Genomic DNA, 23,483 nt, shown 5'->3' on the forward strand with positions numbered 1-23,483 from the left:
CACCACATGACCACGCAGACCAGCACCACCGCCCTGAAGGCCCCGACGTCCGTCGCGGAGCTCGAGGAGCTGCTCACGACGCCGTCCCCCGCCCTCGTGGAGGACCTGGCCGCCCGCTCGGGCGACCTCGTCATCCTCGGCGCGGGCGGCAAGATGGGCCCGAGCCTCACCGTCCTCGCCCGCCGGGCGCTCGACGCGGCCGGGCGCACGGGCGACGCCGTGCACGCCGTCTCGCGGTGGTCCGACGCCGCGCAGGCCGACCGTCTGCGCGACGGCGGGGTGAACGTCGTCGCGGCCGACCTGCTCGCGCCCGACGCGGACCTCGCCGACCTGCCCGACGGCGCCGACGTCGTCTACATGGTCGGCGCCAAGTTCGGCACGTCGTCCGCGCCGTCGCTCGCGTGGGCCGCGAACGCGGCGCTCGTGCACGACGTCGCGCGCCGCTACGCCGACTCGACCATCGCCGCGTTCTCCACCGGGAACGTCTACCCGCTCGTGCCCGTCGAGTCGGGCGGGTGCTCCGAGGAGCACCCCGTCGGGCCGGTCGGCGAGTACGCGATGAGCTGCCTCGGCCGCGAGCGCGTGCTCCAGCACGCGGCGCTCTCGCGCGGCACGAAGGTCGTGACGATCCGCCTCAACTACGCCGTCGACCTGCGCTACGGCGTGCTGTTCGACGTCGCGTCGCCGATCCTGGCGGGCGAGCCCGTGGACCTCACCACCGGGCACGTCAACGTCGTGTGGCAGGGGTACGCGAACGAGGTCGCGCTGCGCTCCCTGGGCCTCGCGTCCTCGCCCGCGACCGCGATCAACCTCACGGGCCCGGAGACGGCGTCCGTCGAGCGGCTCGCGACGCTGCTCGCCCGCGGCCTCGACCGCGAGGTGTCGTTCGCGGGCGAGCCGGCCCCGACGGCGTTGCTCAACGACGCGACGCGCTGCCACGAGCTGTTCGGCTACCCGCAGGTGCCGCTGCGCACGCTCGTGGACTGGCAGGCGCAGTGGCTCGCGGCCGGGCTGCCGACGAGCGGCAAGCCGACGAAGTTCGCCGTGCGCGACGGGGCGTTCTGATGACGGCCCCCACCACCCCCGCCGCGGCGCCGGCCACCCCGCGCCTCGCCGACGACGTCGCCGCGCTCCTGCGCGCGGGGACCGTCATCCCGGCCCAGCCCCTCGCGCTCGACGCCGACCGCCGCCTCGACGAGCGCCGCCAGCGCGCGCTCACGCGGTACTACCACGCGGCGGGCGCGGGCGGCGTGGCCGTCGGCGTCCACACGACGCAGTTCGAGATCCGCGAGCACGGGCTCCTGCGGCCCGTGCTCGAGCTCGCGGCCGAGGTGTCGCGCGCGACGGTCGCGGGCGACGCGCCTGCGGGCTCGCTGCGCACCGGACCCCGCCCGCTCGTCCAGGTCGCGGGGGCTGCCGGCGACGTGCGGCAGGCCGTCGCGGAGGCGGAGCTCGCGGCATCGCTCGGCTACGACGCGGTGCTGCTCGCGCCACGTGTGCCCGGTCTCGCCGGCTCGCGCGAGGAGGTCGAGCGCGTGCTGCTCGACCGCGCCCGCGCCGTCGGCGAGGTGCTGCCCGTCATCGGGTTCTACCTCCAGGAGGCGATCGGCGGCCCGCGCCTGTCCGTCGGCTTCTGGCGCGAGTACGCGTCGATCGAGGCGGTCGTCGCGATCAAGGCCGCGCCGTTCCACCGCTACCGGACGATCGACGTGCTGCGCGGCGTCGCCGCGTCGGGTCGCGGCGACGAGATCGCGCTGTACACGGGCAACGACGACGCGATCGTCGCCGACCTCACGCAGCGCCTCGACGTCCCGGTGACGGACGCCGAGGGCCGCGCCTCGACCTTCACGGCCCGGTTCGTGGGCGGCCTGCTCGGGCAGTGGGCGGTCTGGACCCGGGGCGCGGTCGAGACGCTGGCCCTCGCGCACGCGGCGCACGGCATCGACCCCGACGGCGAGGCCACCGTGCCCGACGCCGCCGCCCTCGCGACGCTCACCGCGCGCGCGGCCGGGCTCACCGACGCCAACGCCGCCGTCTTCGACGCGGCGCACGACTTCGCGGGTGTCATCGCAGGCGTGCACGAGGTGCTGCGCCGGCAAAGCCTGCTCGCCGGCATCTGGTGCCTCGACCCGGACGAGACCCTGTCGCCCGGCCAGGCCGACGAGCTCACGCGCGTGACGGCGTCGTACCCGTGGCTCGCGGCCGCGGACGACGCGCTCGTCGCGGAGCACCTCGAGGACTGGTTGCGATGACCGGCGCGCCCGGCACGGAGACCAGCCCGGAGACCGGCCCGGGAACCGGGACGGCCCGTGCGGTCGTCGCGGTCGCGCCGTGGTTGCGCGCCGAGCTGTTCGCCCCGGACGTGTGGGAACGCCTGGCCGGCGCGGGGCCGTTCGACGTCGTCGACGACCCGCGGGCGCTCGGCGCCACCCTCGACCGGCTGGGCCCCGCGGCGCGCGCGAGCGTCGACGCGCTCGTCATCTCGTGGGGCACGCCGCCCCTGGACGCGGACCTCCTGGACCGGCTCCCCGGGCTGCGCCTCGTCGCGCACACGGGCGCCTCCGTCAAGCCGTTCGTCACGCCCGCGCTGTGGGAGCGCGGGGTCCGCGTGACGCAGGCGGGCCAGGCGATGGCGCGCCCGGTCGCGGAGGTCTCCGTGACGTTCGCGCTCGCGCTGCTGCACCAGGTCCCCGCGTTCCACAACGCCCTGCACGACGGCGTCCCGTGGGCCGACGCGGAGGCCGCACCCGCGCGGTACGAGATCGCGGGCACGCGCGTCGGCGTCGTCGGGGCGTCGCGCACCGGGCGCGCGGCGATCGGAATGCTGCGCGCGCTCGGCGCGGAGGTCGTGGTCGCCGACCCGACCCTCTCCCCCGCCGACGCCACCGCGCTCGGCGCGACGCTCGTCGGGCTCGACGAGCTGCTCGCGACGAGCCGCGTGACGATGCTGCACGCGCCCGTCCTGCCCGAGACCCACCACCTGCTGGGCGCGCGCGAGCTCGCGCTCCTGCCCGACCACGCGGGCCTCGTCAACACCGCGCGGTCGTGGCTCACGGACGAGGACGCTCTCGTCCGCGAGCTCGCGACCGGGCGGATCAGCGCCGCGCTCGACGTCTACGACGCCGAGCCGCTGCCCGAGGACCACCCGCTGCGCCGCCTGCGGAACGTGCTCCTCACGCCGCACCACGCCGCCGCGACCGTGCAGGGGCGGCTCGCGCAGGGCGCGATCGTCGTCGACGAGCTCGCCCGCTTCCGCGCCGGGGATCCGCTGGTCCACGAGGTGCGCGAGGCCGACCTCGACCGCATGGGCTGAGCCCGCGGGGGGACGGGGTCGGGGCGGGCCGCACCGGGCGGGTCAGGTTCCGGCGTCCGGCACCAGCGGCGCCGGCCCGCCCCGCCGCCGCGGGAGCGTCGCGACCGCGACCCCGGCGAGGCACAGCGCGCCGCCCGCGAGCGTGACGGCGGCCGGGACCTCGGCGAGCACGAGCCAGGAGAGCACCACCACGAGCGGCGGGACGAGATACGTGGTCGCCGCCGCCCGCCCAGCGCTGAGGCGCGAGAGCGCGTACCCCCACGTCGTGAAGGCGACCGCCGTCGGGCCGAGCCCGAGGAGCACGACGGCCCACGTGGACGACGCGGGAGCCGACCCCGCGTCGGCGGCGAGCGCCGGGGCGAACGGCAGGAGAGCGATCGTGCCCGCGAGGCACCCGACCCACGTCATCGTCAGCGCGTCGACGCGCGCGAGGAGCCGCTTCTGCGACGTCGCGGCGCCCGCGTAGAGGACCGCGGCCGCGAGGCCGAGCGCGACCCCGACGACGTCGCGCTCCCCCGAGGACGTCGCCGCGGCGATGACGGCCACCCCCGCGAACGCCGCGGCCATGCCCACGAGGAGGCGGCGGGGGAAGCCCTCCCCGAGCAGCAGGCCCGCGAGGACCGCGACGAGGACGGGCGCCACGTTGACGAGCAGCGCCGTCGTCCCCGCGTCGAGGTGCTGCTCGGCGGCGTTGAGCGCGAGGTTGTAGAGGGTGAACCACCCCACGCCCCACGCGAGGACGGCGACGAGCACGCGACCGCGTGGCAGGACGGGTCGCGCACCGCTGCGCAGCCACCGGACGGCGACGATCGCCGTGAGGCCGACGCTGCCGGCGAGCTGGCGGCCGAGCGCGAGGGACCCGGGCTCGTAGTCGTGGCCCGCGGCCCGGACACCGATGAACGCCGAGGCCCACAGCAGGACGGTCACGGCCACGGCGAGGACGACGGGCGTCGCGGCACGACCGGCCGACGACCCGCGAACGAGGGTCGGGCCCGACCGGGCGGACGTCGCCGACGGGGCGGCGGGCCGGGCGGCGTCGACGGGCGTGGTCGTCGGGGTCTCGGGTGCGGTCACACGTCGATCGTCGCCCCATCCCACTGTTCAGCACCAGCGATATTTCCTACCCCTCGATTCAGTCTCGCTGTAGCGTGGAGGGATGCTGGACGTCCACCGCCTGCGGATCTTCCGCTCCGTCGTCGCGAGCGGGTCGGTCCAGGCCGCCGCTGCCACGCTCGGGTACACGCCGTCCGCCGTGAGCCAGCACGTCGCCGCGCTCCAGCGCGAGACCGGTCTGACGCTGCTCGAACGAGCCGGGCGCGGCGTGCGGCCCACCGCCTCGGGGCTCGCGCTCGCCGCCCAGGCCGACGGCGTGCTCGCGCGCCTCGGTGAGGCGGAGGCCGCCGTCGCGGACCTGCGGGCGGGCCGCACGGGCTCGCTCTCGCTCGCCTACTTCGCGTCGGTGGGTGCCGCGTGGCTGCCGCACGTCGTGCGCCGGCTCACGACCGACTTCCCGGGCGTCCGCCTCGACCTGTCGCTGCGCGAGACCATCCCGGACGATCCCGACGAGCGGGCCGACGTCCAGCTCGTCGTCGCGCCGCGCGGGTTCGGCCCCGGGAGCGGCTTCCGGTCGCACCACCTGCTCGACGACCCGTACGTCGTCGTGCTGCGCGACGACCACGACCTGGCACCCCGCGACGAGGTCGAGCTCGCCGCGCTGCGCGACGAGCGCTGGGTCGACAACGACTTCGCACGCGGCTGGTGCCGCCGCAACCTCGTCGAGGCGTGCACGGCCGCCGGGTTCAGCCCGCCGTTCCACGTCGAGGCCCACGACTACCCGACCGCGATCGCGTTCGTCGGCGCCGGCGTCGGGGTCACGGTCCTGCCCGCGCTCGGCGCCGCGCACCTGCCTCCCGGGCTCGTCGCCGTCCCCGTCGTCCGGCCGACTCCCCTGCGCTCGATCCACGCCGTGCTGCGCGACGCCGTCGTCGGTACGCCGCCGACGCGGGCCGTGCTCGACACGCTCCGCGAGGTCGCGGGAGCACGTGTCGACCGCGCGGGTACACGAGCGAGAATCGCTGCGCCGCAGGGCGGAACGCTCGGCGCGTGAGGCGCTACGACCCGTCGGACGCCGTGTACGACCGGCCGGGCCAGTACGGCCACTCCTCGAAGCGCTCGACGCGCCCGTCCGGGGCGAACCGGAGCACCCACAGGTCGCGGTACTCCTGCATCTCGGGCGCGAGGTACCGGACCTCGAGGCGCACGACGGCGTCCGGGCCCTCGACCGCGACCGGCTCCGCGGTCACCGTGAAGGTCGCACCCTCGTCCGCGGTCCAGAACCCGCGGATCGCGTCGTGGCCGTGCAGGGGCTCGTCGTCATAGGGCGAGCGCAGGTACGTCGCGTCCGGGGTGAACAGCCGCTCGACTGCGGTCGTGTCGCTCGCCCGCCACGCCTTCTCGTAGGCCGCGACCCAGGCCGTCACGGCCTCGCGCTGGACGGTCTCGGGCACGATCCCTCCTCGATCGGTCGTCGTCGACCCGTCCGACGCTACCCCTCCCCCGACGCTGCGAGAATCGGGGGGTGAGCGAGACCCCCGACCCCGGCACCGACTGGCGACCGCACGTCGCCGACCCGGCCGCCCGACCGCCGTCGACCCTGCCCCACGTCGTGTTCTACGAGCCGCGCATCCCCGGCAACACGGGCAACGCGATCCGCCTCGCCGCGGTCACCGGGGCGCGCCTGCACCTCGTCGAGCCGCTCGGGTTCGACCTGGACGAGCCCAGGCTGCGCCGCGCGGGCCTGGACTACCACGACCTCGCGACCGTCGAGGTGCACGCGGACCTGGACGCCGTGCTCGTGACCCTCCCGGGCCGGGTGTTCGCGTTCACGACGCGTGCGACGACGTCGTTCACGGACGTGACCTACCGGCCCGACGACGTCCTGCTGTTCGGCCCCGAGCCGACGGGGCTCCCCGACGAGGTGCTCGTCCACGAGCGGATCACCGACCAGCTCAAGATCCCCATGCTGCCCGGGCGCCGCTCCCTCAACCTCACCAACGCCGCGTCCATCGCCGTCTACGAGGCGTGGCGGCAGACGGGCTTCGTCGGCGGCACCTAAGGGAAAGCACGTACCTGGTGGGGGTCAAAGTTACGTAGTCCCCGAGTTGCTGCCAGGGCCGCGCCACGGTGAACTGTGGCCGGGCCGATCCCGGTCCCCCACCCCTGAGCAAAGGAGCTCCATGCGAACCACCCGACTGCGCGCCCTGGCCGTCTCCGCTCTCGCAGCCGCTGCCGTCGCGATCGCGCCCTCGGCGAGCGCGGCCCCCTACGACGGCGGCGTGTGCTCGTTCGACGTGACCCGGACCGGGAACGTCTTCACCGTCAGCGCGGGCACGTGCGACTGGGTGCTGCTCGAGGTCTACGGCTCCGCCTACGGGATGAACCTCAACCGCTCGGTCTCGACGACGTCGGTCGCGTCGGTGGAGATCGCCGGACCGGTCTGGGGCGTCACCGGCGCCGCCGCGGTGGGCCGCAAGGCCGGTGTGACGGGCCCCGTCGTCCGCGTGCTCTGACCGCTCCCGCCCACCGTCGTGGGCGCACGAAGGGCCCGCCCCCCTCACGGGGGCCGGGCCCTTCCCTGCTGTCGCGAGGTCGTGTCAGACGAGGTCGCGGACCGCCGCGTACTGCTCGCGGATCGCCGGGACCGGGTCGGCCTCGACCACCGTGGCCGACGACGCGGCCCAGGTGGGCGGGGCGACGTCCGCCCCGGAGCCACCCGTCGCGTGCGCGGCGAGGACCCAGGCCGCCTGGCGCGCGGCGCCGTCGGCCACGTACTCGCCGGGCTCCGGGACCGTCACGGGCAGGCCGAGGACCTGCGGCGCGATGCGCCGGACCGCCTCGGACTGCGCCCCACCGCCGATGAGCTGCACGCGCTCGACCCGGACGCCGAGCGCCCGCAGCGCGTCGAGCCCGTCCGCGAGGCCGCACAGCATGCCCTCGACGTACGCGCGCGCGAGGTGCTCCGGCGTCGACGTGCCGAGCCGGATGCCGTGCAGCGTGCCCGACGCGTCGGGGCGGTTGGGCATGCGCTCGCCCTCCAGGTACGGCACGAGCACGAGCCCGTCCGCGCCGGGGGGCGCCTGGAGGGCGAGCCGCGACAGGCCCGCGTGGTCGACGCCGAGCACGGCGCGCGCGGCGTCGAGCACCCGGCTCGCGTTGAGCGTCACTGCGAGCAGCAGGTAGCGGCCCGTCGCGTCGGAGAACCCGTTGACGAGGCCGGAGCCGTCCGCCGTGCGGTCGTCGGTCACGGCGGACACGACGCCCGACGTCCCGATCGACACCGCGACGTCGCCCGCGACCATGCCGAGGCCGAGCGCGGCACCGGCGTTGTCGCCCGCGCCGGGGCCGAGCAGCGTGCCGCCCTCGACCGCGCTGCCGGCGACCGAGGCGTGCGCGACGCCCGCCACGGCTGAGGGTGCGACGACGCGCGGCAGCACGACGTCCGTCCGGCCGAACGCGAGTTCGAGGAGATCGAGGCGGTACGCGCCCCGGCCGTCGGGACCGTCGTCCCTGATCGCGTCGTAGTAGCCTGTGCCCGACGCGTCGGACGCGTCAGTGGCGAGCGCGTCGAGGTCCGGCCCGAGCGGCGCGGACTCGTCGCCCGCCGGGCCGTACCCCGCGATGCGCCACGTGAGCCAGTCGTGCGGCAGCGCGACGGCGGCGACGCGCGCCGCGTTCTCCGGCTCGGCGTCGCGCAGCCAGCGCAGCTTGGTCACGGTGAGCGAGGCGACCGGCACCGACCCGATCGCGTCCGCCCACGCCTGGGCGCCCGCCTCGGTCGCGGACTCGACCCGGTCGTGGGCGTCCGGGACGCCCTCGGCGAGGCGGGCCTCGCCGAGCTCGCGGATCAGCTCGCGCGCGGCCGGGGCCGAGCGCGTGTCGTTCCACAGGAGCGCGTCGCGCACGACGTTCCCGTCCGCGTCGAGCGCGACGAGGCCGTGCTGCTGGCCGCCGACGGCGAGCGCCGCGACGTCGTCGAGCCCGCCCGCCGCGGACGCGGCCTCGCGGAACGCGTCCCACCACGCGTCGGGGTGGACCTCCGTGCCGTCGGGGTGCTTGGCCGACCCGGTGCGCACGAGGGCGCCCGTCACGGCGTCGCGCAGGACGACCTTGCAGGACTGCGTGGACGTGTCGACGCCGGCGACGAGCGTGCGCTCGCCGCCGGCGTCGGACGTCCTGGGGTCGGTCGTCACCTCAGCCGATCAGGTGCTCGAGCGCGAGCTGGTTGAGGCGCACGAAGCCGAAGTCGCGGTTCGCCGCGGCGTCGACGTCGAACTCCTCGTACGCGCTGCGGTCCGCGAGCAGGTCGGCGACCGACTCGCCCTCGCCCAGCGTGGACTGGCCGAGCTCGAACACGCCGGAGTGCGCGAACGCCTCCTGGACGCGGCTGTCGGCGCGGTACGCCGCGGCCTTGCGCGCGAGCAGGCGGTAGGTCTCCATGTTGGCGCGCGCGGAGTCCCACACGCCGACCTCGTTCTCGGTGCGCGACGGCTTGTAGTCGAAGTGGCGCGGGCCCGTGTACGTGGGGCCGCCGTTCGGGAAGCCGTTCTCGAGCAGGTCGACCGTGAAGAACGCGGAGAGCAGGTCGCCGTGGCCGAACACGAGGTCCTGGTCGAACTTGATGGAGCGCTGGCCGTTGAGGTCGATGTGGAAGAGCTTGCCCGCCCAGAGCGCCTGCGCGAGGCCGTGCGTGTAGTTGAGGCCCGCCATCTGCTCGTGGCCCGTCTCCGGGTTGAGGCCCACGATGTCGCCGTTGTCGAGCTTGGCGATGAGGCCGAGCGCGTGGCCGATGGTCGGCAGGAAGATGTCGCCGCGGGGCTCGTTCGGCTTGGGCTCGAGCGCGATCTTGAGGTCGTAGCCCTTCTCCTTGATGTACGCCGCGGTGAGGTCGAGACCCTCGGCGTAGCGCTCGTGCGCGGAGTGCAGGTCCTTGGCGCCGTCGTACTCGGTGCCCTCGCGGCCGCCCCACATGACGAACGTCTTGGCGCCCAGCTCGGCCGTGAGGTCGACGTTGCGCAGCACCTTGCGCAGCGCGTAGCGGCGCACGCCGCGGTCGTTCGAGGTGAGGCCGCCGTCCTTGAACACGGGGTGGCTGAACAGGTTGGTCGTCACCATCTCGATGACCAGGCCCGTGTCCTCGGCGGCCTGGCGCACCGCGTCGAGGCGCTTGGTGCGCTCGGCGTCGTCGGCGCCGAACGGCACGACGTCGTCGTCGTGGAACGTGAAGCCCCACGCGCCGAGGTCGGCCAGGCGGCGCACGGACTCGGCCGGGTCGAGCGCGGGACGGCTCGCGGAGCCGAACTGGTCCTGCGCGGTCCAGCCCACGGTCCACAGACCGAAGGAGAAGTTGATGTCTGTGTCGTGTCGGGTGGTCTCGTCGGCCACGGTGGTCTCCTCGTCGAGAGGGCCGTGACGCGGTCCTCGCGTCCACGGCCTATTTATGTCGTACGGATGAACTTATCCGCCCGGGTCGGTAAGGTCAAGACCGTGAACCGCAGCGTCGCGACCCGCACGGGTCCCCCAGCAGCCCGGCAGGCCACGCTGCGCGAGCACAACCTCGCCCTCGTCGCCCGCGCGGTCTTCGAGTCCGCCCAGCCGTGCTCGCGCGCCGACATCGCCGCGGCCAGCGGCCTCACGCGCGCGACCGTCTCGACGCTGGTGGACCGCCTCGTCGCCGCGGCCATCGTCGCGGAGCTCCCGCCGGCGACCCCGCAGCGCGCGGGCCGGCCCGCGGTCCCCCTCGCGCCCGCGCCGCGCTCCCTCGTCGGCCTGGGCCTCGAGGTCAACGTCGACTACCTCGGGGGCCGCGTGCTCGACCTCACCGGCGCGGTCGTCGCCGAGCACGTCGACCCCGACGACCTCCACGACAGCGACCCCGCCGAGGTCCTCGCGCGGCTCGGCCGCATCGCACAGGACCTCCTCGCGACCGTCCGAGCCGACGGCATGACCGTCGCCGGAGCGCGCCTCGCCCTGCCCGGCCTCGTCGACACCCGCGCCGGACGGCTCGAGGTCGCGCCCAACCTCGGATGGTCCCACCTCGACCCCGTCCGGCTCCTCGGCCTCGACCCGGACGTCCCCATCGAGATCGGCAACGAGGCCAAGCTCGCCGCGCTCGCCCAGGCGAGCCGCGGCGTCGTGCCCGACGACGCGCCGGACCCGGGGTCCGACCCGGCGCCCTCGACCTACCTCTACGTCTCGGGCGACGTCGGCATCGGGTCCGCGATCGTCGTCGACCGCCGCCTGTTCCACGGTCGGCACGGGTGGACGGGCGAGGTCGGGCACGTCGTCGTCGACCCGCGCGGCCCGCGCTGCCGCTGCGGTGCGACCGGCTGCCTCGAGCAGTACGCGGGCAAAGATGCACTCCTGCGCGGGGCGGGGCTGCCCGTCGACGCACCCGTGGACGCGCTCGTCGCGGCGCTCGACGCCGCGGAGCCCGGCGCGCTCGCCGTCGTCGAGCGGGCCGGGACCGCGCTCGGCAGCGCGCTCGCCGACTACGTGAACCTCGTCGACATCGACACCGTCCTCCTCGGCGGCATCTACCCCGCGCTCCTGCCCTACCTGCGCAGCGCGGCCGAGGCCGAGCTGCGCACGCGCGTCCTCGCCGCCCCGTGGACGGACGTCGTGCTGCTCCCCGCCCCGGTCGGCGACCACGCGGCCCTCACCGGGGGCGCGCGCGAGGTCCTGCGCGGCGTCGTCGAGGACCCGAGCGCCTGGGTCGCCGACGACTGACCGCCGCCGGGCCGCCCCCTGCTCCGCCGAGGTAGAGGCGCGGTCCGCCGAGGTAGAGCCCAGGTCCCGCGAGGTAGAAGCGTGGTCACAAGCCCGCGGGGGTGGGTCTGCGGTGGGGCGCGCGAGATAGAGGCCCGGTCTGCCGAAGTAGAGGCCTGGTCGCGCGAGGTAGAGGCCTGGTCCCACGAGGTAGAGGCCTGGTCCCACGAGGTAGAGGCCTGGTCGCACGAGGTGGAGGCCTGGTCTGCCGCGGTAGCGGAGTGGGCGCACCCGACCCGCGCGACGATGGCCGGTCGCGCGCCTCGGTCCGCACCCGCTGACCAGGGGTCTGGTCCGCACGAGCCGGCGCTCTTGACGCGTCACGGTCTGCGGACGAGCCGAGGTCGCCTGGTCGGCGACCGCGCGGGCGGTCGCCCGCGCGAGCGGAGACCACGGTGAGACGACGCCGGGGCGGGGTGGGTGGTGGTGCCGCGTCGTGGCGGGCCTGGCACGAGGGATCATCCAGAAGTGAGCTGGCGAACGCAGGACGATCCCGACCGAGAACGCGCGAGCGACGCGAGGAACGAGCGGCGCGGATGGTCGACGCGGCACCACCACCCACCCCGACCATGCAGAGGCGACCACACGCCGTCGCGCACGGCGACCACGGCTCTACCTCGACGAACCACGGCTCTACCTCGGCAGACCACGGCTCTACCTCGCGCGCCCGCCGTTATCTCGGGGGCGGGGCGGTGCTGGCGCGCTCGACGAGGCGGGTCGGGACCAGGCGGGTGCCGGTCTCGTAGACGCCCTCGCGGACCTGCCGGAGCACCTGCTCGACGAGGCGGCGCCCGACCTCGGCGAAGTCCTGGTGGACCGTCGTGAGCGGGGGCAGGAACTCGCTCGACTCGGGCAGGTCGTCGAACCCGACGACGCTCACGTCGTCAGGCACGCGCCGGCCCGCGTCGTGGAGCGCACGCACCAGGCCGAGCGCCATCTGGTCGTTGGCGACGAACACGGCGGTCAGGTCGTCGCGCTGGGCGAGGCGCAGCCCGGCCTCGTAGCCGGACGACGGCGACCAGTCGCCCCGCTCGATCGGCGGCACGTCGCGACCGGCCTCCTCGAGCGTGGCGCGCCAGGCGGAGGTGCGACGCTCGGCCGCGAACGAGAGCGCGGGACCGGCGAGGTGGTGCACGGTCTCGTGGCCGAGGTCGAGCAGGTGCTGCACGGCCTGGCGCGTGCCGTCGGCCTGGTCGGTGTCTACGACGGCGTAGCTCTCGCCGGCGTCGGAGTCCGCGACGACGACCTGGACGCCGGGCGGGAGGCTGACCCGCGCGACGTCGAGGAGGTGGACCTCCATGAGCAGGATGATCGCGTCGACGGCGAGCTCCCCGAGGCGCGTGAACGCGCCGTGCACGCCGTCCTGCGTGGGTGCGGCCACGGGGATGACGGTGATGGCGTAGCCCTCGGCGGCGGCGGACGTCGCGATGGCCTCGAGCGTGCGGACGTTGCCCGTGGTCGCGAGCGAGAAGAGGATCACGCCGATGGTGCGGAAGGACCCGCTCTTGAGCGCGCGGGCGGCGCTGTTGGGGCGGTAGCCGAGCTCGGTCATGGCCTCGAGGACGCGCGAGCGCGTCGCCTCGACGACGCCCGGATGGCCGTTGGAGACGCGGGAGACGGTCTGCGCGGAGACCCCGGCGACGCGCGCGACGTCGGCCATCGAGACGCGCCGTGCCGTGCGGACGGCAGCCCCCCCGGTGCGCGTCAGGGCGGGGGTCTCGTCGTCGAGCCCGTCGGTCATGGCGTCCTCGTCCTCGTGGTGTCGGCACAGTACCTGGGCCGGACCGACGTCGTGGCCGGTCACGGACCAGAGTAGGCGATGTTTGCGTAAACACCGAACCTCGTGCCATGCTCATGTTTACGCAAACACCGGCGACGACCGACGTCGCCGTCCCCCGATGACGAGGACCCCCAGCATGACGACGACGTCCCCACCCGTGGCAGGGCACCGGCCACCGGTCGGCGCTCCTTCGTCCCTCCCGGCGCGGCGCCGACGGCGCTCGTGGACCGGATGGGGCTTCGTGGGGCCGTTCATGGCGGTCTTCGCGCTCGTCTTCCTCGCGCCGATCGCGTACTCGATCTACCTCAGCCTGTTCCGCACCCAGATGGTCGGCGGCACCCAGTTCGTCGGGTTCGACAACTACGCCCGCGCGTTCTCCGACCCGCAGTTCTGGTCGGGCGTGTCGCGCGTCGGCCTGTTCCTCGTGGTCCAGGTGCCGATCATGCTCGGCATCGCCCTGCTCGTCGCCCTCGCGATCGACTCGGGGCGCCTGTACGGCCGCAACTTCTTCCGGATCTCGATCTTCCTGCCCTACGCCGTCCCGGCCGTCGTCGCGACGCTCATGTGGGGGTTCATGTACGGGACGCGGTTCGGCCTCGTCGCCAACATCAACGACGCGCTCGGCACGGCGATCCCCAACCCGCTCTCCCCCGACTGGGTGCTGCTGTCGATCGGCAACATCGTGACCTGGGAGTTCGTGGGCTACAACATGCTCATCTTCTACTCGGCGCTGCGCGTCGTGCCCACCTCGCTCTACGAGGCGGCCGAGCTCGACGGCGCGTCCCAGTGGCAGGTCGTGCGGGCCATCAAGATCCCCGCGATCCGCGGCTCGCTGGTCATCGCCACGATCTTCTCGATCATCGGCTCGTTCCAGCTCTTCAACGAGCCGAGCATCCTCCAGAGCCTCGCGCCGAACGCCATCACGACGTACTTCACCCCGAACCTGTACGCGTACTCGCTGTCCTTCTCCGGCCAGCAGTACAACTACTCGGCGACCGTCGCCATCATCATGGGCGTCCTCACGATGATCGTGGCCTACGTCGTCCAGCTGCGCGGCATGCGCAAGGAGGCCTGACGATGACCGCCACGACCCCCTCGACCCCGGCGGTCCCCGCCGCGTCCCGCACGACGACGAGCGCCACGACGCGCAAGCCCGTGCGCCTGCGCTCGCGCGCCCCGCACAGCGTCGCCCGCCCGCGCCGCAGCGTCCTCATGACCGTCCTCACCGGGATCGTCCTGCTCTACGCGCTCGTGCCGCTGTTCTGGCTCGTCGTCAACGCGTCCAAGACGCAGTCGAGCCTCTTCAGCTCGTTCGGCCTGTGGTTCAGCGGCGACTTCGCGCTGTTCGACAACATCGCGCGCACGCTCACCTACGACGGCGGCATCTTCGGGCGCTGGTTCGCCAACACGCTGCTGTACGTCGTGCTCGGGGCGGGTGGCGCGACCTTCCTCGCCGTGCTCGGCGGGTACGCGCTCGCGAAGTTCGACTTCCCGGGCAAGCGCGGCGTCTTCGCGACCGTCATCGGCGCGGTCGCCGTCCCGGGCACCGCGCTCGCCGTCCCGACCTTCCTCATGTTCAGCCAGATGGGCCTCACCAACACCCCGTGGGCCGTCATCATCCCGTCGCTCATCTCGCCGTTCGGCCTCTACCTCATGTGGGTGTTCGCGGCGGAGTCGATCCCGACGGAGCTGCTCGAGGCGGCGCGCGTGGACGGCTCGAGCGAGGGCCGCACGTTCTTCCAGGTCTCGCTGCCGCTGCTCGCGCCCGGGATCGTCACGGTCCTGCTCTTCACCATGGTCGCGACCTGGAACAACTACTTCCTGCCGCTGATCATGCTCAAGGACCCCGACTGGTACCCGCTGACGCTCGGCCTCAACGCGTGGAACGCGCAAGCCGCGACCGCCGGCGGCGAGGCGATCTTCGACCTCGTGATCACCGGCTCGCTGCTGACGATCCTCCCGCTCGTCGCCGCCTTCCTCCTCCTCCAGCGCTACTGGCAGTCCGGCCTCGCGGCCGGGTCCGTCAAGGAGTGACGCGCACCCGCGTCGTCTCCACTCCCCGCACCACCCCAGACACCCACCCCGCCCGATCCGTCTGACGACGAAGTGAGAGGAACCCTCATGTCCATCCGCACCACCCGCGCCCTGCGCGCCGTCGCCGCCACCGGCGTCGTCGCGCTCGCCCTGGCCGCCTGCAGCTCCGGCGGCGGCAACGACTCCGGCGGGGACGCCGGCTCGGCCGACGACGTCGCGGCGGCCCTCGAGGAGGGCGGCAGCCTCACGGTGTGGGCCTGGGAGCCCACGCTCGAGCAGGTCGTCACCGACTTCGAGGCGAAGTACCCGAACGTCGACGTCGAGCTCGTCAACGCCGGCACCGGCAACGACCAGTACACGGCGCTGCAGAACGCGATCGCGGCCGGCAAGGGCGTGCCCGACGTCGCGCAGGTCGAGTACTACGCGCTCCCCCAGTTCGCGCTCTCCGACGCGCTGGCCGACCTCTCCTCGCTCGGCGCGGACGAGCTCGACGGAACGTTCACGCCCGGACCGTGGAGCGCCGTCCAGCAGGGCGAGGGCATCTTCGGCCTGCCCATGGACTCCGGCCCGATGGCCCTCTTCTACAACGAGGAGGTCTTCACGCAGCACGGCATCGAGGTGCCGACGACGTGGGACGGCTTCGTCGAGGCGGCCCGCGCGCTGCACGCCGCGGACCCGAACGTCTACATCACCAACGACACCGGTGACGCGGGCTTCACGACGTCGCTCATCTGGCAGGCGGGCGGCCAGCCGTTCCAGGTCGACGGCACGGACGTGACCATCGACCTCGCGGACGAGGGCAGCACGCAGTTCGCGCAGACCTGGCAGACGCTCATCGACGAGGACCTGCTCGCGCCGGTCAGCTCGTGGAGCGACGAGTGGTACCAGGGCCTCGGCAACGGCACGATCGCGACGCTCGCGATCGGCGCGTGGATGCCCGCGAACCTCGAGTCCGGCGTGCCCGACGGTGCCGGCAAGTGGCGCGTCGCCCCGCTCCCGCAGTGGGAGGAGGGCGCGTCGGCCAGCTCCGAGAACGGCGGCTCCGCGCTGTCCGTGACCGCCGCGAGCTCGCAGCAGGCGCTCGCCTACGGCTTCCTCGAGTACGCGAACGCCGGCGACGGCGTCCAGGCGCGCGTCGACGGCGGCGCGTTCCCGGCCACGACGGCCGAGCTCGAGTCGGACGAGTTCCAGGGCTACGAGTCCGAGTACTTCGGCGGCCAGAAGATCAACGAGGTCCTCGCGCAGTCGGCCTCCGACGTCGTCGAGGGCTGGTCGTACCTGCCGTTCCAGGTCTACGCGAACTCGATCTTCAACGACACCGTCGGCCAGGCGTACGTGTCGAGCACGACCCTCGCCGACGGCCTCAAGGCATGGCAGGACGCGTCCGCGAAGTACGGCACGGAGCAGGGCTTCACCGTCAACGAGTGACCCGATCCCGCCGGGCACCTGCCGGGGTGCCCGGCTGCCCCCACGGTCGCGTGGTCGTGCCTCCGGGCACGACCACGCGGCCACCACCGGCGGCGCACCGCGCCGTCCACCGCTCTGCGAGCACCTGAGGAGCCTGCATGTCCACCCCCACCCCGTTCCGCTGGCTGCGCCGTCCCGGGCCGCACACGCCGCCGGGCGCGACGGCCGCGCCCAGCGGTGCGACCGACGCGTACGCGCCGTCGGGCCTGTCCTACGGCGCGGACTACAACCCGGACCAGTGGCCGCGCGAGGTCTGGGACGAGGACGTGCGCCTCATGCGCGAGGCGGGCGTCACGGTGGTCTCGCTCGCGATCTTCTCGTGGGCGCGGATCCAGCCGACGGAGCACACGTGGGACTTCGCGTGGCTCGACGAGATCATGGACCTGCTCCACGCGAACGGCATCACGGTCGACCTCGCGACGGCGACGGCCTCGCCGCCGCCGTGGCTCACGACGAAGCACCCGGAGATCCTGCCGCAGACGCGCACGGGCGAGACGCTGTGGCCCGGCGCGCGCCAGCAGTGGCGCCCGACGTCGCCGATCTTCCGGTCGCACGCGCTGCACCTCGTGGAGCGCATGGCCGAGCGGTACGGCGACCACCCGGCGCTCGTCGCCTGGCACGTCTCCAACGAGCTGGGCTGCCACAACGTCGACGACTTCTCCGACGACGCCGCCGCGGCGTTCCGCGCGTGGCTGCGCGAGCGCTACACGACCCTCGACGCGCTGAACGACGCGTGGGGCACGGCGTTCTGGTCGCAGCGGTACAGCGCGTGGGAGCAGATCCTGCCGCCGCGGCTGGCCGCGTCGCACCCGAACCCGACGCAGCAGCTCGACTTCAAGCGCTTCTCGTCCGACGCGCTGCGGCAGTACCTGCGCGCCGAGGCGGAGATCCTGCGCCGCATCACGCCGGACGTCCCCGTGACGACGAACTTCATGGTCATGGGCGAGACGAAGGGCATGGACTACGCCGCCTGGGCGGACGAGCTCGACTTCGTCTCCAACGACCACTACGTGCTCCCCGGACCGCAGGCCCTGGACGAGCTGTCGTTCTCCGCGAACCTCACGGGCGGCATCGCGCGGCACAAGCCGTGGTTCCTCATGGAGCACTCGACGAGCGCGGTGAACTGGCAGCCCGTCAACGTCGCGAAGAAGCCGGGCGAGCTCGCCCGCGACTCGCTCACGCACGTCGCGCACGGCGCCGACGCGGTCTGCTACTTCCAGTGGCGCCAGTCCGCGGCGGGCGCCGAGAAGTACCACTCGGGCATGCTCCCGCACGCGGGCGAGCACTCGCGGCTCTTCCGCGACGTCGTCGCGCTCGGCGCGACGCTGCGCGACCTCGCGCCCGTCGCGGGCAGCGAGCAGAAGCCCGCGCGCGCCGCGATCGTCTTCGACTGGGACTCGTGGTGGACGAGCGAGCTCGACTCCCACCCCACGGACCGGCTGCGCTACCGGCAGGAGGCGCTCGACTGGTACTCGGCGTTCCTCGCGCTCGGGGTGCGCGCCGACGTCGTGCCGACGGCGACGGACCTCGCGGGGTACGACGTCGTCGTGGCGCCCGTCCTGCACGTCGTCCCCGCGGACCTGCGCGACCGCCTCACGGCGTTCGTCGAGGGCGGCGGCCACCTCGTGACGACCTACTTCTCGGGCGTCGTCGACCAGGACGACCACGCGTGGCTCGGCGGGTACCCGGGCGCGCTGCGCGACCTGCTCGGCATCCGCGTCGAGGAGTTCGCGCCGCTGCTGGACGGTGAGAGCGCGACGGTCGAGCTCGCGGGGGAACAGCTCGAGGGCACGCTGTGGACCGAACCGGTCGACGTCGTCGACCCCGACGTCGAGGTGCTGGGCTGGTACAAGACCGGCGAGCAGGCCGGGCGCGCGGCGGTGACGCGCCGGACGGTCCGCAGCGGGGACGGCACCGGCGCCCGCCAGGGCTCCGCCGCCTACGTCTCCACGCGGTTCGGGCGCCTCGGCCTGGTCCCCGTGCTCGCGCGCCTGCTCGACGACGCGGGAGTGCGCAGCGAGCTGCCCGCCGCGGCGCGCGGCGACGTCGAGCTCGCGGTGCGCACGGACGGGACCGACGACTTCTGGTTCCTCGTCAACCGCACGGCGCGCCCGGTCGAGGTGCCCGACGTCGCAGGCGACGTCCTCGCGGGCCGCCGCCTCGCGCCGTCGGGCACGGCGGACGGCGCGCTCCTGCTCGAGCCGCGCGGCGTCGCCGTCGTCCGCCGCCCGGCCGAGCCGACCCCGCAGCGGAAGAGCTCCGCCACCGCGAGGTAGAGCCCCGGTAGCCCGAGGTAGAGGCGTGGTCATGACCAGGCCTCTACCTCGGCGGACCAGGGCTCTACCTCGGCAGACAGACCCCGCGGGAACGACCCGCACCCGGTGCACCCCGCCGGTTCGCAGCGACGCGAAGGAGGTGGCTCAGGGATGAGCCCGACCGAGACCGACACGACCACGCGGGGTGGACCACCCGGTCCCCGCCGCACCGGCCCGGGCGGCCCGGCCGCCCGCCGGACGGGGGCCCGCGTCGTCGCGGGCCTCGGCGCCGGGGCGCTCGTCGCGGGCTGCGCGCTCGCGGCCCTGCCCGCGCAGGCCGCGCCCTCGGGCGCGGTCCCCGCGACCGGGACGACGGCGGCCGCGGCCGACGTCGCGGGCGTCACCGTGACGCCCGACCCGTCGTACGCGGGCGCGCCGTTCGAGGGCTGGGGCACGAGCCTCGTGTGGTTCGCCAACGCCACGGGCGGCTACCCGGACGAGATCCGCGAGAAGCTCGCGGACATGGTGTTCGGCGACGAGGGCCTCAACCTCAACATCGCGCGCTACAACGTGGGTGGCGGGAACGCGCCCGACGTGCCGGACTATCTGCGCGCCGGCGGCGCCGTCGACGGGTGGTGGAAGGCTCCCGAGGGCACGACGCGGACCGACGTCGACTGGTGGGACCCCGAGAACCCGGACCACTGGGACGAGGACGCGGATGCGACGCAGCGCTGGTGGGTCGACCGCATCAAGGACGACGTCACGCACTGGGAGACGTTCAGCAACTCGCCGCCCTGGTTCATGACCGTGAGCGGGTACGTCTCGGGCGGGTTCAGCTCGACCGCGGACCAGCTCAAGACGGAGAGCATCGACGACTTCGCGGCCTACCTGGTCGGCGTGACCGAGCGCCTCGAGGACGCGCACGGCATCGAGGTCGACACGATCGACCCGTTCAACGAGCCCAACACCAACTACTGGGGCACCCAGCTCGGCAGCGACGGCAACCCGACCGGGGGCCGTCAGGAGGGCGCCCACATGGGCCCGGCGCTCCAGGCGAAGGTCGTCCCGGCGCTCGCCGCGGCGCTCGAGGGCTCCTCGACCGACGCCGTGATCTCGGCGATGGACGAGACCAACCCCGGCACGTTCGCGACCAACTGGAACGCCTACCCGCAGGCGGTCCGTGACCAGGTGTCGCAGCTCAACGTCCACACGTACGGCACGGGCCAGCGCACGACGGTCCGCGACATCGCCAAGGGCGAGGACAAGCCGCTCTGGATGAGCGAGGTCGGCGGCAACTGGAGCTCGACGGGCCAGGACTTCGAGACCATGGAGTCCGGCCTCGGCAGCGCGCAGCACATCGTCGACGACCTGCGCGAGCTCGAGCCGAGCGCGTGGGTGTTCTGGCAGCCGGTCGAGGACTACGCCAACATGGCGCCCGGCGGCGAGAGCGCGAACGGCATGAACTGGGGCGAGATCCAGATCCCGTTCGACTGCACCGCCGAGGACACGCTCGAGACGTGCCCCATCTACACGAACACGAAGTACTGGGCGACCCAGAACTTCACGCACTACATCGAGCCGGGCGACTCGCTGATCCGCTCCGACGACGCGAGCAGCACGGCCGCGGTGTCGGCCGACGGCACGTCCGCGACGGTCGTGCACGTCAATGCCACGAAGGCCGAGCGCGCCGTGACGCTCGACCTGTCGAAGTTCGGTGCGGTCGGGTCCGATGCGACCGTCACCCCCGTGGTCACGAGCACGGCCGGCTACCTCGTCGAGGGCGAGCCGGTGGCCGTCACGACGGGTGCGGACGGCCCCAGCGCGACCCTCGTCGTGCCGGCCGAGTCCGTGACGACGTTCGTCGTCGACGGCGTCTCCGGCGTCGCGGACGACGCCGCGCTCGTCCAGGACGGTCACGCCTACCGCCTCGACGGCGTGCAGGCGGACCGCTCGCTCGCGCCGTCGGCGACGGGCACGGGCGTCGTGATCCGCACCGACGCGCCGGTCGCGGAGCAGGCGTGGGAGCTCACGGCCCTCGGCGCCCCCGAGGGCTCCGGCACGCACCGCACGCGCTACGTCGTGACGAACGCGGCCACGGGACGCCAGCTCGCCGTCGCGGCCGACACGTCCGCCGTCCTCCAGGACGCGCCCGCCGACGTCGCGGACACCCCGCTCGCCGCGCAGTGGATCCTCTCGACGACCGGCGACGGCACCTTCACGCTCGTCAACGCCTCCTCGAAGACCCTCCTCGAGGTCGGCGGCCAGGCGACGGCGGACGGCTCGCCCGTGGGCACGTACCTCGCGAACTCCGGCGTGAACCAGCGCTGGCGCGTGGTCGACGAGACGGTCCTCGGCACCGAGCCCGTCCAGGCGTTCACGACGCCGGGCGCCGCGCCCGAGCTCCCCGCGACCGTCACGCCCGTCTACCGCGACGGGGCGCGCGGCGCGCTCCCCGTGGCGTGGGACGTGCCGGACGACGACGCGTGGGCCGAGCCCGGGACCGTCGAGGTGACGGGCACCGTGGCCACGCCGACCGGCGGCGAGGTCGCCGCGACGGCGACCGTCGTGGTCGACGAGCTCACGTCCACGCTCCCCGCACGCGCCAAGGCGTACGCGGGCGGCAACCCGGCCCTGCCCGCGTCCGTCACGGCGGTCGCCGCGGGCGGCGCGGAGGTCCAGCGCCCGGTGGTCTGGGACGACGCCCCGGCGGGCGCGTACGACGCCGTCGGGGTCGTCGAGCTCACGGGCACGGCCGACGCCGGGGCGGGCGCCACGCTCCCGGCCACGGTCCGCGTCCAGGTGACCGAGGCCGCGTCCGCCAACGGCGCGCTCGCCGCGGGCACGACCGCGAGCGCGACGTTCACCGAGCCGGGCTACTCCGTCGCGGGCGTCGTCAACGGCAACCTGACGGACAAGGCCTGGTCGAACTGGGTGTCCGGCACCAAGCGGTCGTCCGACACGCTCACCGTCACGCTCCCGGCCGACCGGGACGTCACCGGCGTCGTGACGCGGTTCTGGAAGGACGGGTCCAGCGCGAGCTGGGCGCAGTCCGTCCGTCTGCAGGCTCTCGTGGGCGGCACGTGGACCGACGTCGGCGCGCCCGTCCCGGTGGACGCGTCGCCCGACGGCCCGGCGCCCGCGGTCGAGATCCCCGCGGACGTGCGGACGTCGTCCGTGCGCGTCGTCCTCACGGCGCGGGCGAACACCCACATGGTCGTCTCCGAGATCGAGGTCCTCGCCAAGGTGCCGGGCACGGGGACCGACGCCACGGCGTCGGGCCTCACCGTGGACGGCGAGCCGCTCGCCGGGTTCGACCCCGCGGTGACGGCGTACGACGTGCCCGTCGCAGGCACGGTGCCCGCCGTCGAGGCGGTCGCGCACGACCCGTACGCGACCGTCGCGGTCGAGGCGGCCGGCGCCGTGCCGGGGACGACGACGGTGCGCGTCACCGCCGAGGACGGGACGGAGCGGGCGTACGAGCTGCGCTGGACGGCCGACGCCGGCGCGGCGCCGGTGACGGCCGTCGCCGAGACGCGGTGCCTGGCCGGCAAGGCCTACGTCGCGGTCCGCGCCACGAACGCCGGCGACGCGCCGTTCGACGTGACGCTCGCGACGCCGTACGGCTCGCGGACGTTCACGAGCGTCGCCCCGGGCGCGAGCGGGTACCAGTCGTTCGCGTCGCGTGCGGCGTCCGTCCCGGGCGGGACGGCCGTCGTGACCGTCGACGGGTTCGAGCCCGTCGAGGTCGTGTTCGACGCGCGCACCTGCTGAGCCGTCCGGCCCCCGCGACGGGCCCGGCCGACGTCGTCCGCGACGTCGGCCGGGCCCGTCGCCGTCCGGCGGGACCGGTACCCGGGCCCGGGTCCGGGTCCGGCCGGAAGAGACCCGCGCCACGCGACGGATCGCAGAGCGAGAGTCGGCAGGTCCGCGTACCGTGTCCCGGGTGCCCGGCACCGTGCCGGGACGAGGAGGAGCGCACCACGGTGACCCCGACGACGAGCGGCGACGTCCTGACGACGAGCGGCGGCACGCGCTGGACGATGCGGGGCGAGATCGACGCCGCGGTCCAGGCGCGGCGCGAGGACGAGCTGCTGCGGCTGGCGCAGTCCGCGAACGAGCGCATCCACGTCGACCTCGGCGAGGTGACCTTCATGGACTCGGGCGGCCTGCGGCTGCTCTACCACGCCGCGACCGCGGGCTCGGGCGCCCCCGTCCTGGAGCGCGTCCCGCGCCGCGTCCGCGACCTGCTGGAGCTCAGCGGGGTCGTCGACCTCTTCGAGCTCGCGGACGACCCGACCGACGAGGACGGCGACGCGTGAGCGTCGAGCACGCCGCGGTCCCCGTCGGCTTCGTCGAGATCGGCTCCTGGGCGCTGCGCGGCCTGGGCGACCTCGCCACGCTGCGCGAGGGCCTGCACCGCCTGCTCACCGGCGGCCCGCTCCCGCAGGACCGCGCGCTCGAGGCGACGCCCGAGCGCGTCGTCCTCGTCGCGAGCGAGCTCGCCACCAACGCCCTGCGCCACGGCCTGCCCCCCACGCGCGTCCGGCTGCTCAGCGACGGGCGCGAGCTCGTCGTCGACGTCGTCGACCACTCGCCGGACGCGCCGGTGGTCGCCGGCCGGCGCTCGCCGGGTGCCGGAGGGTTCGGCCTCGTGCTCGCGCAGCGGGCGTCGACGGCCGTCGGCTGGTGCCGGACCGGCACGGGCGAGAAGCACGTGTGGGCGCGCTTCGACGTCCCGGTCTTCCGTGCCGGGGCCTCGGCCCGCAGCGCGCTCCTCCCCGTCGGCTGACCGCGGACCCGGCGGCGCCGC

Annotated in this window: 19 protein-coding genes; 14 read left to right on the forward strand and 5 right to left on the reverse strand. The window is 74.4% G+C overall.

Annotated elements, in window-relative coordinates; translation table 11 throughout:
• The first annotated feature begins 6 nt into the window (after positions 1-6).
• From AC6CH9_RS00655 to AC6CH9_RS00665, 3 genes are read left to right on the forward strand one after another with little or no spacing between them, the layout of a single operon-like run.
• Positions 7-1,065: an NAD-dependent epimerase/dehydratase family protein gene (locus AC6CH9_RS00655; RefSeq protein ID WP_498153172.1), complete on the forward strand. Its 1,059-nt coding sequence runs from the start codon at positions 7-9 to the stop codon at positions 1,063-1,065.
• Positions 1,065-2,252 (forward strand): dihydrodipicolinate synthase family protein, encoded by a 1,188-nt coding sequence (locus AC6CH9_RS00660; RefSeq protein WP_498153173.1) that lies wholly within the window; start codon positions 1,065-1,067, stop codon positions 2,250-2,252. Before AC6CH9_RS00655 ends, AC6CH9_RS00660 begins: the two co-directional genes overlap by 1 nt.
• The gene (locus AC6CH9_RS00665) at positions 2,249-3,313 is read left to right on the forward strand and encodes a hydroxyacid dehydrogenase (RefSeq protein WP_498153174.1); all 1,065 of its coding nucleotides are present in this window, start codon (positions 2,249-2,251) and stop codon (positions 3,311-3,313) included. The genes AC6CH9_RS00660 and AC6CH9_RS00665 overlap by 4 nt, the downstream gene beginning before the upstream one ends.
• Before the next feature lie 42 nt (positions 3,314-3,355).
• On the opposite strand, the gene AC6CH9_RS00670 is transcribed toward AC6CH9_RS00665, so the two are convergent.
• On the reverse strand, positions 3,356-4,387 hold the full coding sequence (locus tag AC6CH9_RS00670) for a DMT family transporter (protein ID WP_498153175.1): 1,032 nt from the start codon (positions 4,385-4,387) through the stop codon (positions 3,356-3,358).
• Positions 4,388-4,469: 82 nt separating this feature from the next.
• On the opposite strand from AC6CH9_RS00670, the gene AC6CH9_RS00675 reads away from it, so the two are divergent.
• On the forward strand, positions 4,470-5,420 hold the full coding sequence (locus tag AC6CH9_RS00675) for a LysR family transcriptional regulator (RefSeq protein WP_498153176.1): 951 nt from the start codon (positions 4,470-4,472) through the stop codon (positions 5,418-5,420).
• A 4-nt stretch (positions 5,421-5,424) separates the two neighbouring features.
• Here the strand turns inward: AC6CH9_RS00675 and AC6CH9_RS00680 are convergent, their stop codons facing one another.
• The gene (locus AC6CH9_RS00680; RefSeq protein ID WP_498153177.1) at positions 5,425-5,820 is read right to left on the reverse strand and encodes a YybH family protein; all 396 of its coding nucleotides are present in this window, start codon (positions 5,818-5,820) and stop codon (positions 5,425-5,427) included.
• A gap of 146 nt (positions 5,821-5,966) precedes the next feature.
• Here AC6CH9_RS00680 and AC6CH9_RS00685 point away from each other — a divergent pair, with 146 nt between their 5' ends.
• Entirely contained in the window at positions 5,967-6,428 is a 462-nt protein-coding gene (locus AC6CH9_RS00685; protein ID WP_498153697.1) for a tRNA (cytidine(34)-2'-O)-methyltransferase, read from the forward strand.
• A gap of 121 nt (positions 6,429-6,549) precedes the next feature.
• Entirely contained in the window at positions 6,550-6,882 is a 333-nt protein-coding gene (locus AC6CH9_RS00690; protein WP_498153178.1) for a hypothetical protein, read from the forward strand.
• An 84-nt stretch (positions 6,883-6,966) separates the two neighbouring features.
• Here the strand turns inward: AC6CH9_RS00690 and AC6CH9_RS00695 are convergent, their stop codons facing one another.
• Together AC6CH9_RS00695 and xylA are read right to left on the reverse strand one after the other, a co-directional pair.
• Positions 6,967-8,562 carry a xylulokinase gene (locus tag AC6CH9_RS00695; protein WP_498153179.1) on the reverse strand — a complete coding sequence of 532 codons (1,596 nt, stop codon included), beginning with the start codon at positions 8,560-8,562 and terminating at the stop codon, positions 6,967-6,969.
• Between the two features lies 1 nt (position 8,563).
• The gene (gene xylA, locus AC6CH9_RS00700; protein WP_313661820.1) at positions 8,564-9,754 is read right to left on the reverse strand and encodes a xylose isomerase; all 1,191 of its coding nucleotides are present in this window, start codon (positions 9,752-9,754) and stop codon (positions 8,564-8,566) included.
• 66 nt (positions 9,755-9,820) lie between these two features.
• Between xylA and AC6CH9_RS00705 the strand changes: the two genes are divergently transcribed.
• Positions 9,821-11,098 (forward strand): ROK family transcriptional regulator, encoded by a 1,278-nt coding sequence (locus AC6CH9_RS00705; protein ID WP_498153180.1) that lies wholly within the window; start codon positions 9,821-9,823, stop codon positions 11,096-11,098.
• Positions 11,099-11,810: 712 nt separating this feature from the next.
• On the opposite strand, the gene AC6CH9_RS00710 is transcribed toward AC6CH9_RS00705, so the two are convergent.
• Positions 11,811-12,878 (reverse strand): LacI family DNA-binding transcriptional regulator, encoded by a 1,068-nt coding sequence (locus AC6CH9_RS00710; protein WP_498153181.1) that lies wholly within the window; start codon positions 12,876-12,878, stop codon positions 11,811-11,813.
• 175 nt (positions 12,879-13,053) lie between these two features.
• On the opposite strand from AC6CH9_RS00710, the gene AC6CH9_RS00715 reads away from it, so the two are divergent.
• From AC6CH9_RS00715 to AC6CH9_RS00745, 7 genes are all read left to right on the forward strand, one after another.
• Positions 13,054-13,992 carry a carbohydrate ABC transporter permease gene (locus AC6CH9_RS00715; RefSeq protein ID WP_253054990.1) on the forward strand — a complete coding sequence of 313 codons (939 nt, stop codon included), beginning with the start codon at positions 13,054-13,056 and terminating at the stop codon, positions 13,990-13,992.
• 2 nt (positions 13,993-13,994) lie between these two features.
• Positions 13,995-14,951 (forward strand): carbohydrate ABC transporter permease, encoded by a 957-nt coding sequence (locus tag AC6CH9_RS00720; RefSeq protein WP_498153182.1) that lies wholly within the window; start codon positions 13,995-13,997, stop codon positions 14,949-14,951.
• Positions 14,952-15,038: 87 nt separating this feature from the next.
• A complete protein-coding gene (locus tag AC6CH9_RS00725) occupies positions 15,039-16,379 on the forward strand; it encodes an ABC transporter substrate-binding protein (RefSeq protein ID WP_064315142.1) in 1,341 nt (446 codons plus the stop codon).
• A 137-nt stretch (positions 16,380-16,516) separates the two neighbouring features.
• Positions 16,517-18,694, forward strand: coding sequence for a beta-galactosidase (locus AC6CH9_RS00730; protein WP_498153183.1), 2,178 nt, complete (start codon positions 16,517-16,519; stop codon positions 18,692-18,694).
• Between the two features lie 150 nt (positions 18,695-18,844).
• Positions 18,845-22,444 (forward strand): Ig-like domain-containing protein, encoded by a 3,600-nt coding sequence (locus AC6CH9_RS00735; protein ID WP_498153184.1) that lies wholly within the window; start codon positions 18,845-18,847, stop codon positions 22,442-22,444.
• Between the two features lie 212 nt (positions 22,445-22,656).
• Positions 22,657-22,992: an STAS domain-containing protein gene (locus AC6CH9_RS00740; protein ID WP_498153185.1), complete on the forward strand. Its 336-nt coding sequence runs from the start codon at positions 22,657-22,659 to the stop codon at positions 22,990-22,992.
• Positions 22,989-23,462: an ATP-binding protein gene (locus AC6CH9_RS00745; protein ID WP_498153186.1), complete on the forward strand. Its 474-nt coding sequence runs from the start codon at positions 22,989-22,991 to the stop codon at positions 23,460-23,462. The genes AC6CH9_RS00740 and AC6CH9_RS00745 overlap by 4 nt, the downstream gene beginning before the upstream one ends.
• Positions 23,463-23,483: the final 21 nt, after the last annotated feature.

The organism is Cellulosimicrobium sp. GQ32 (assembly GCF_059758455.1).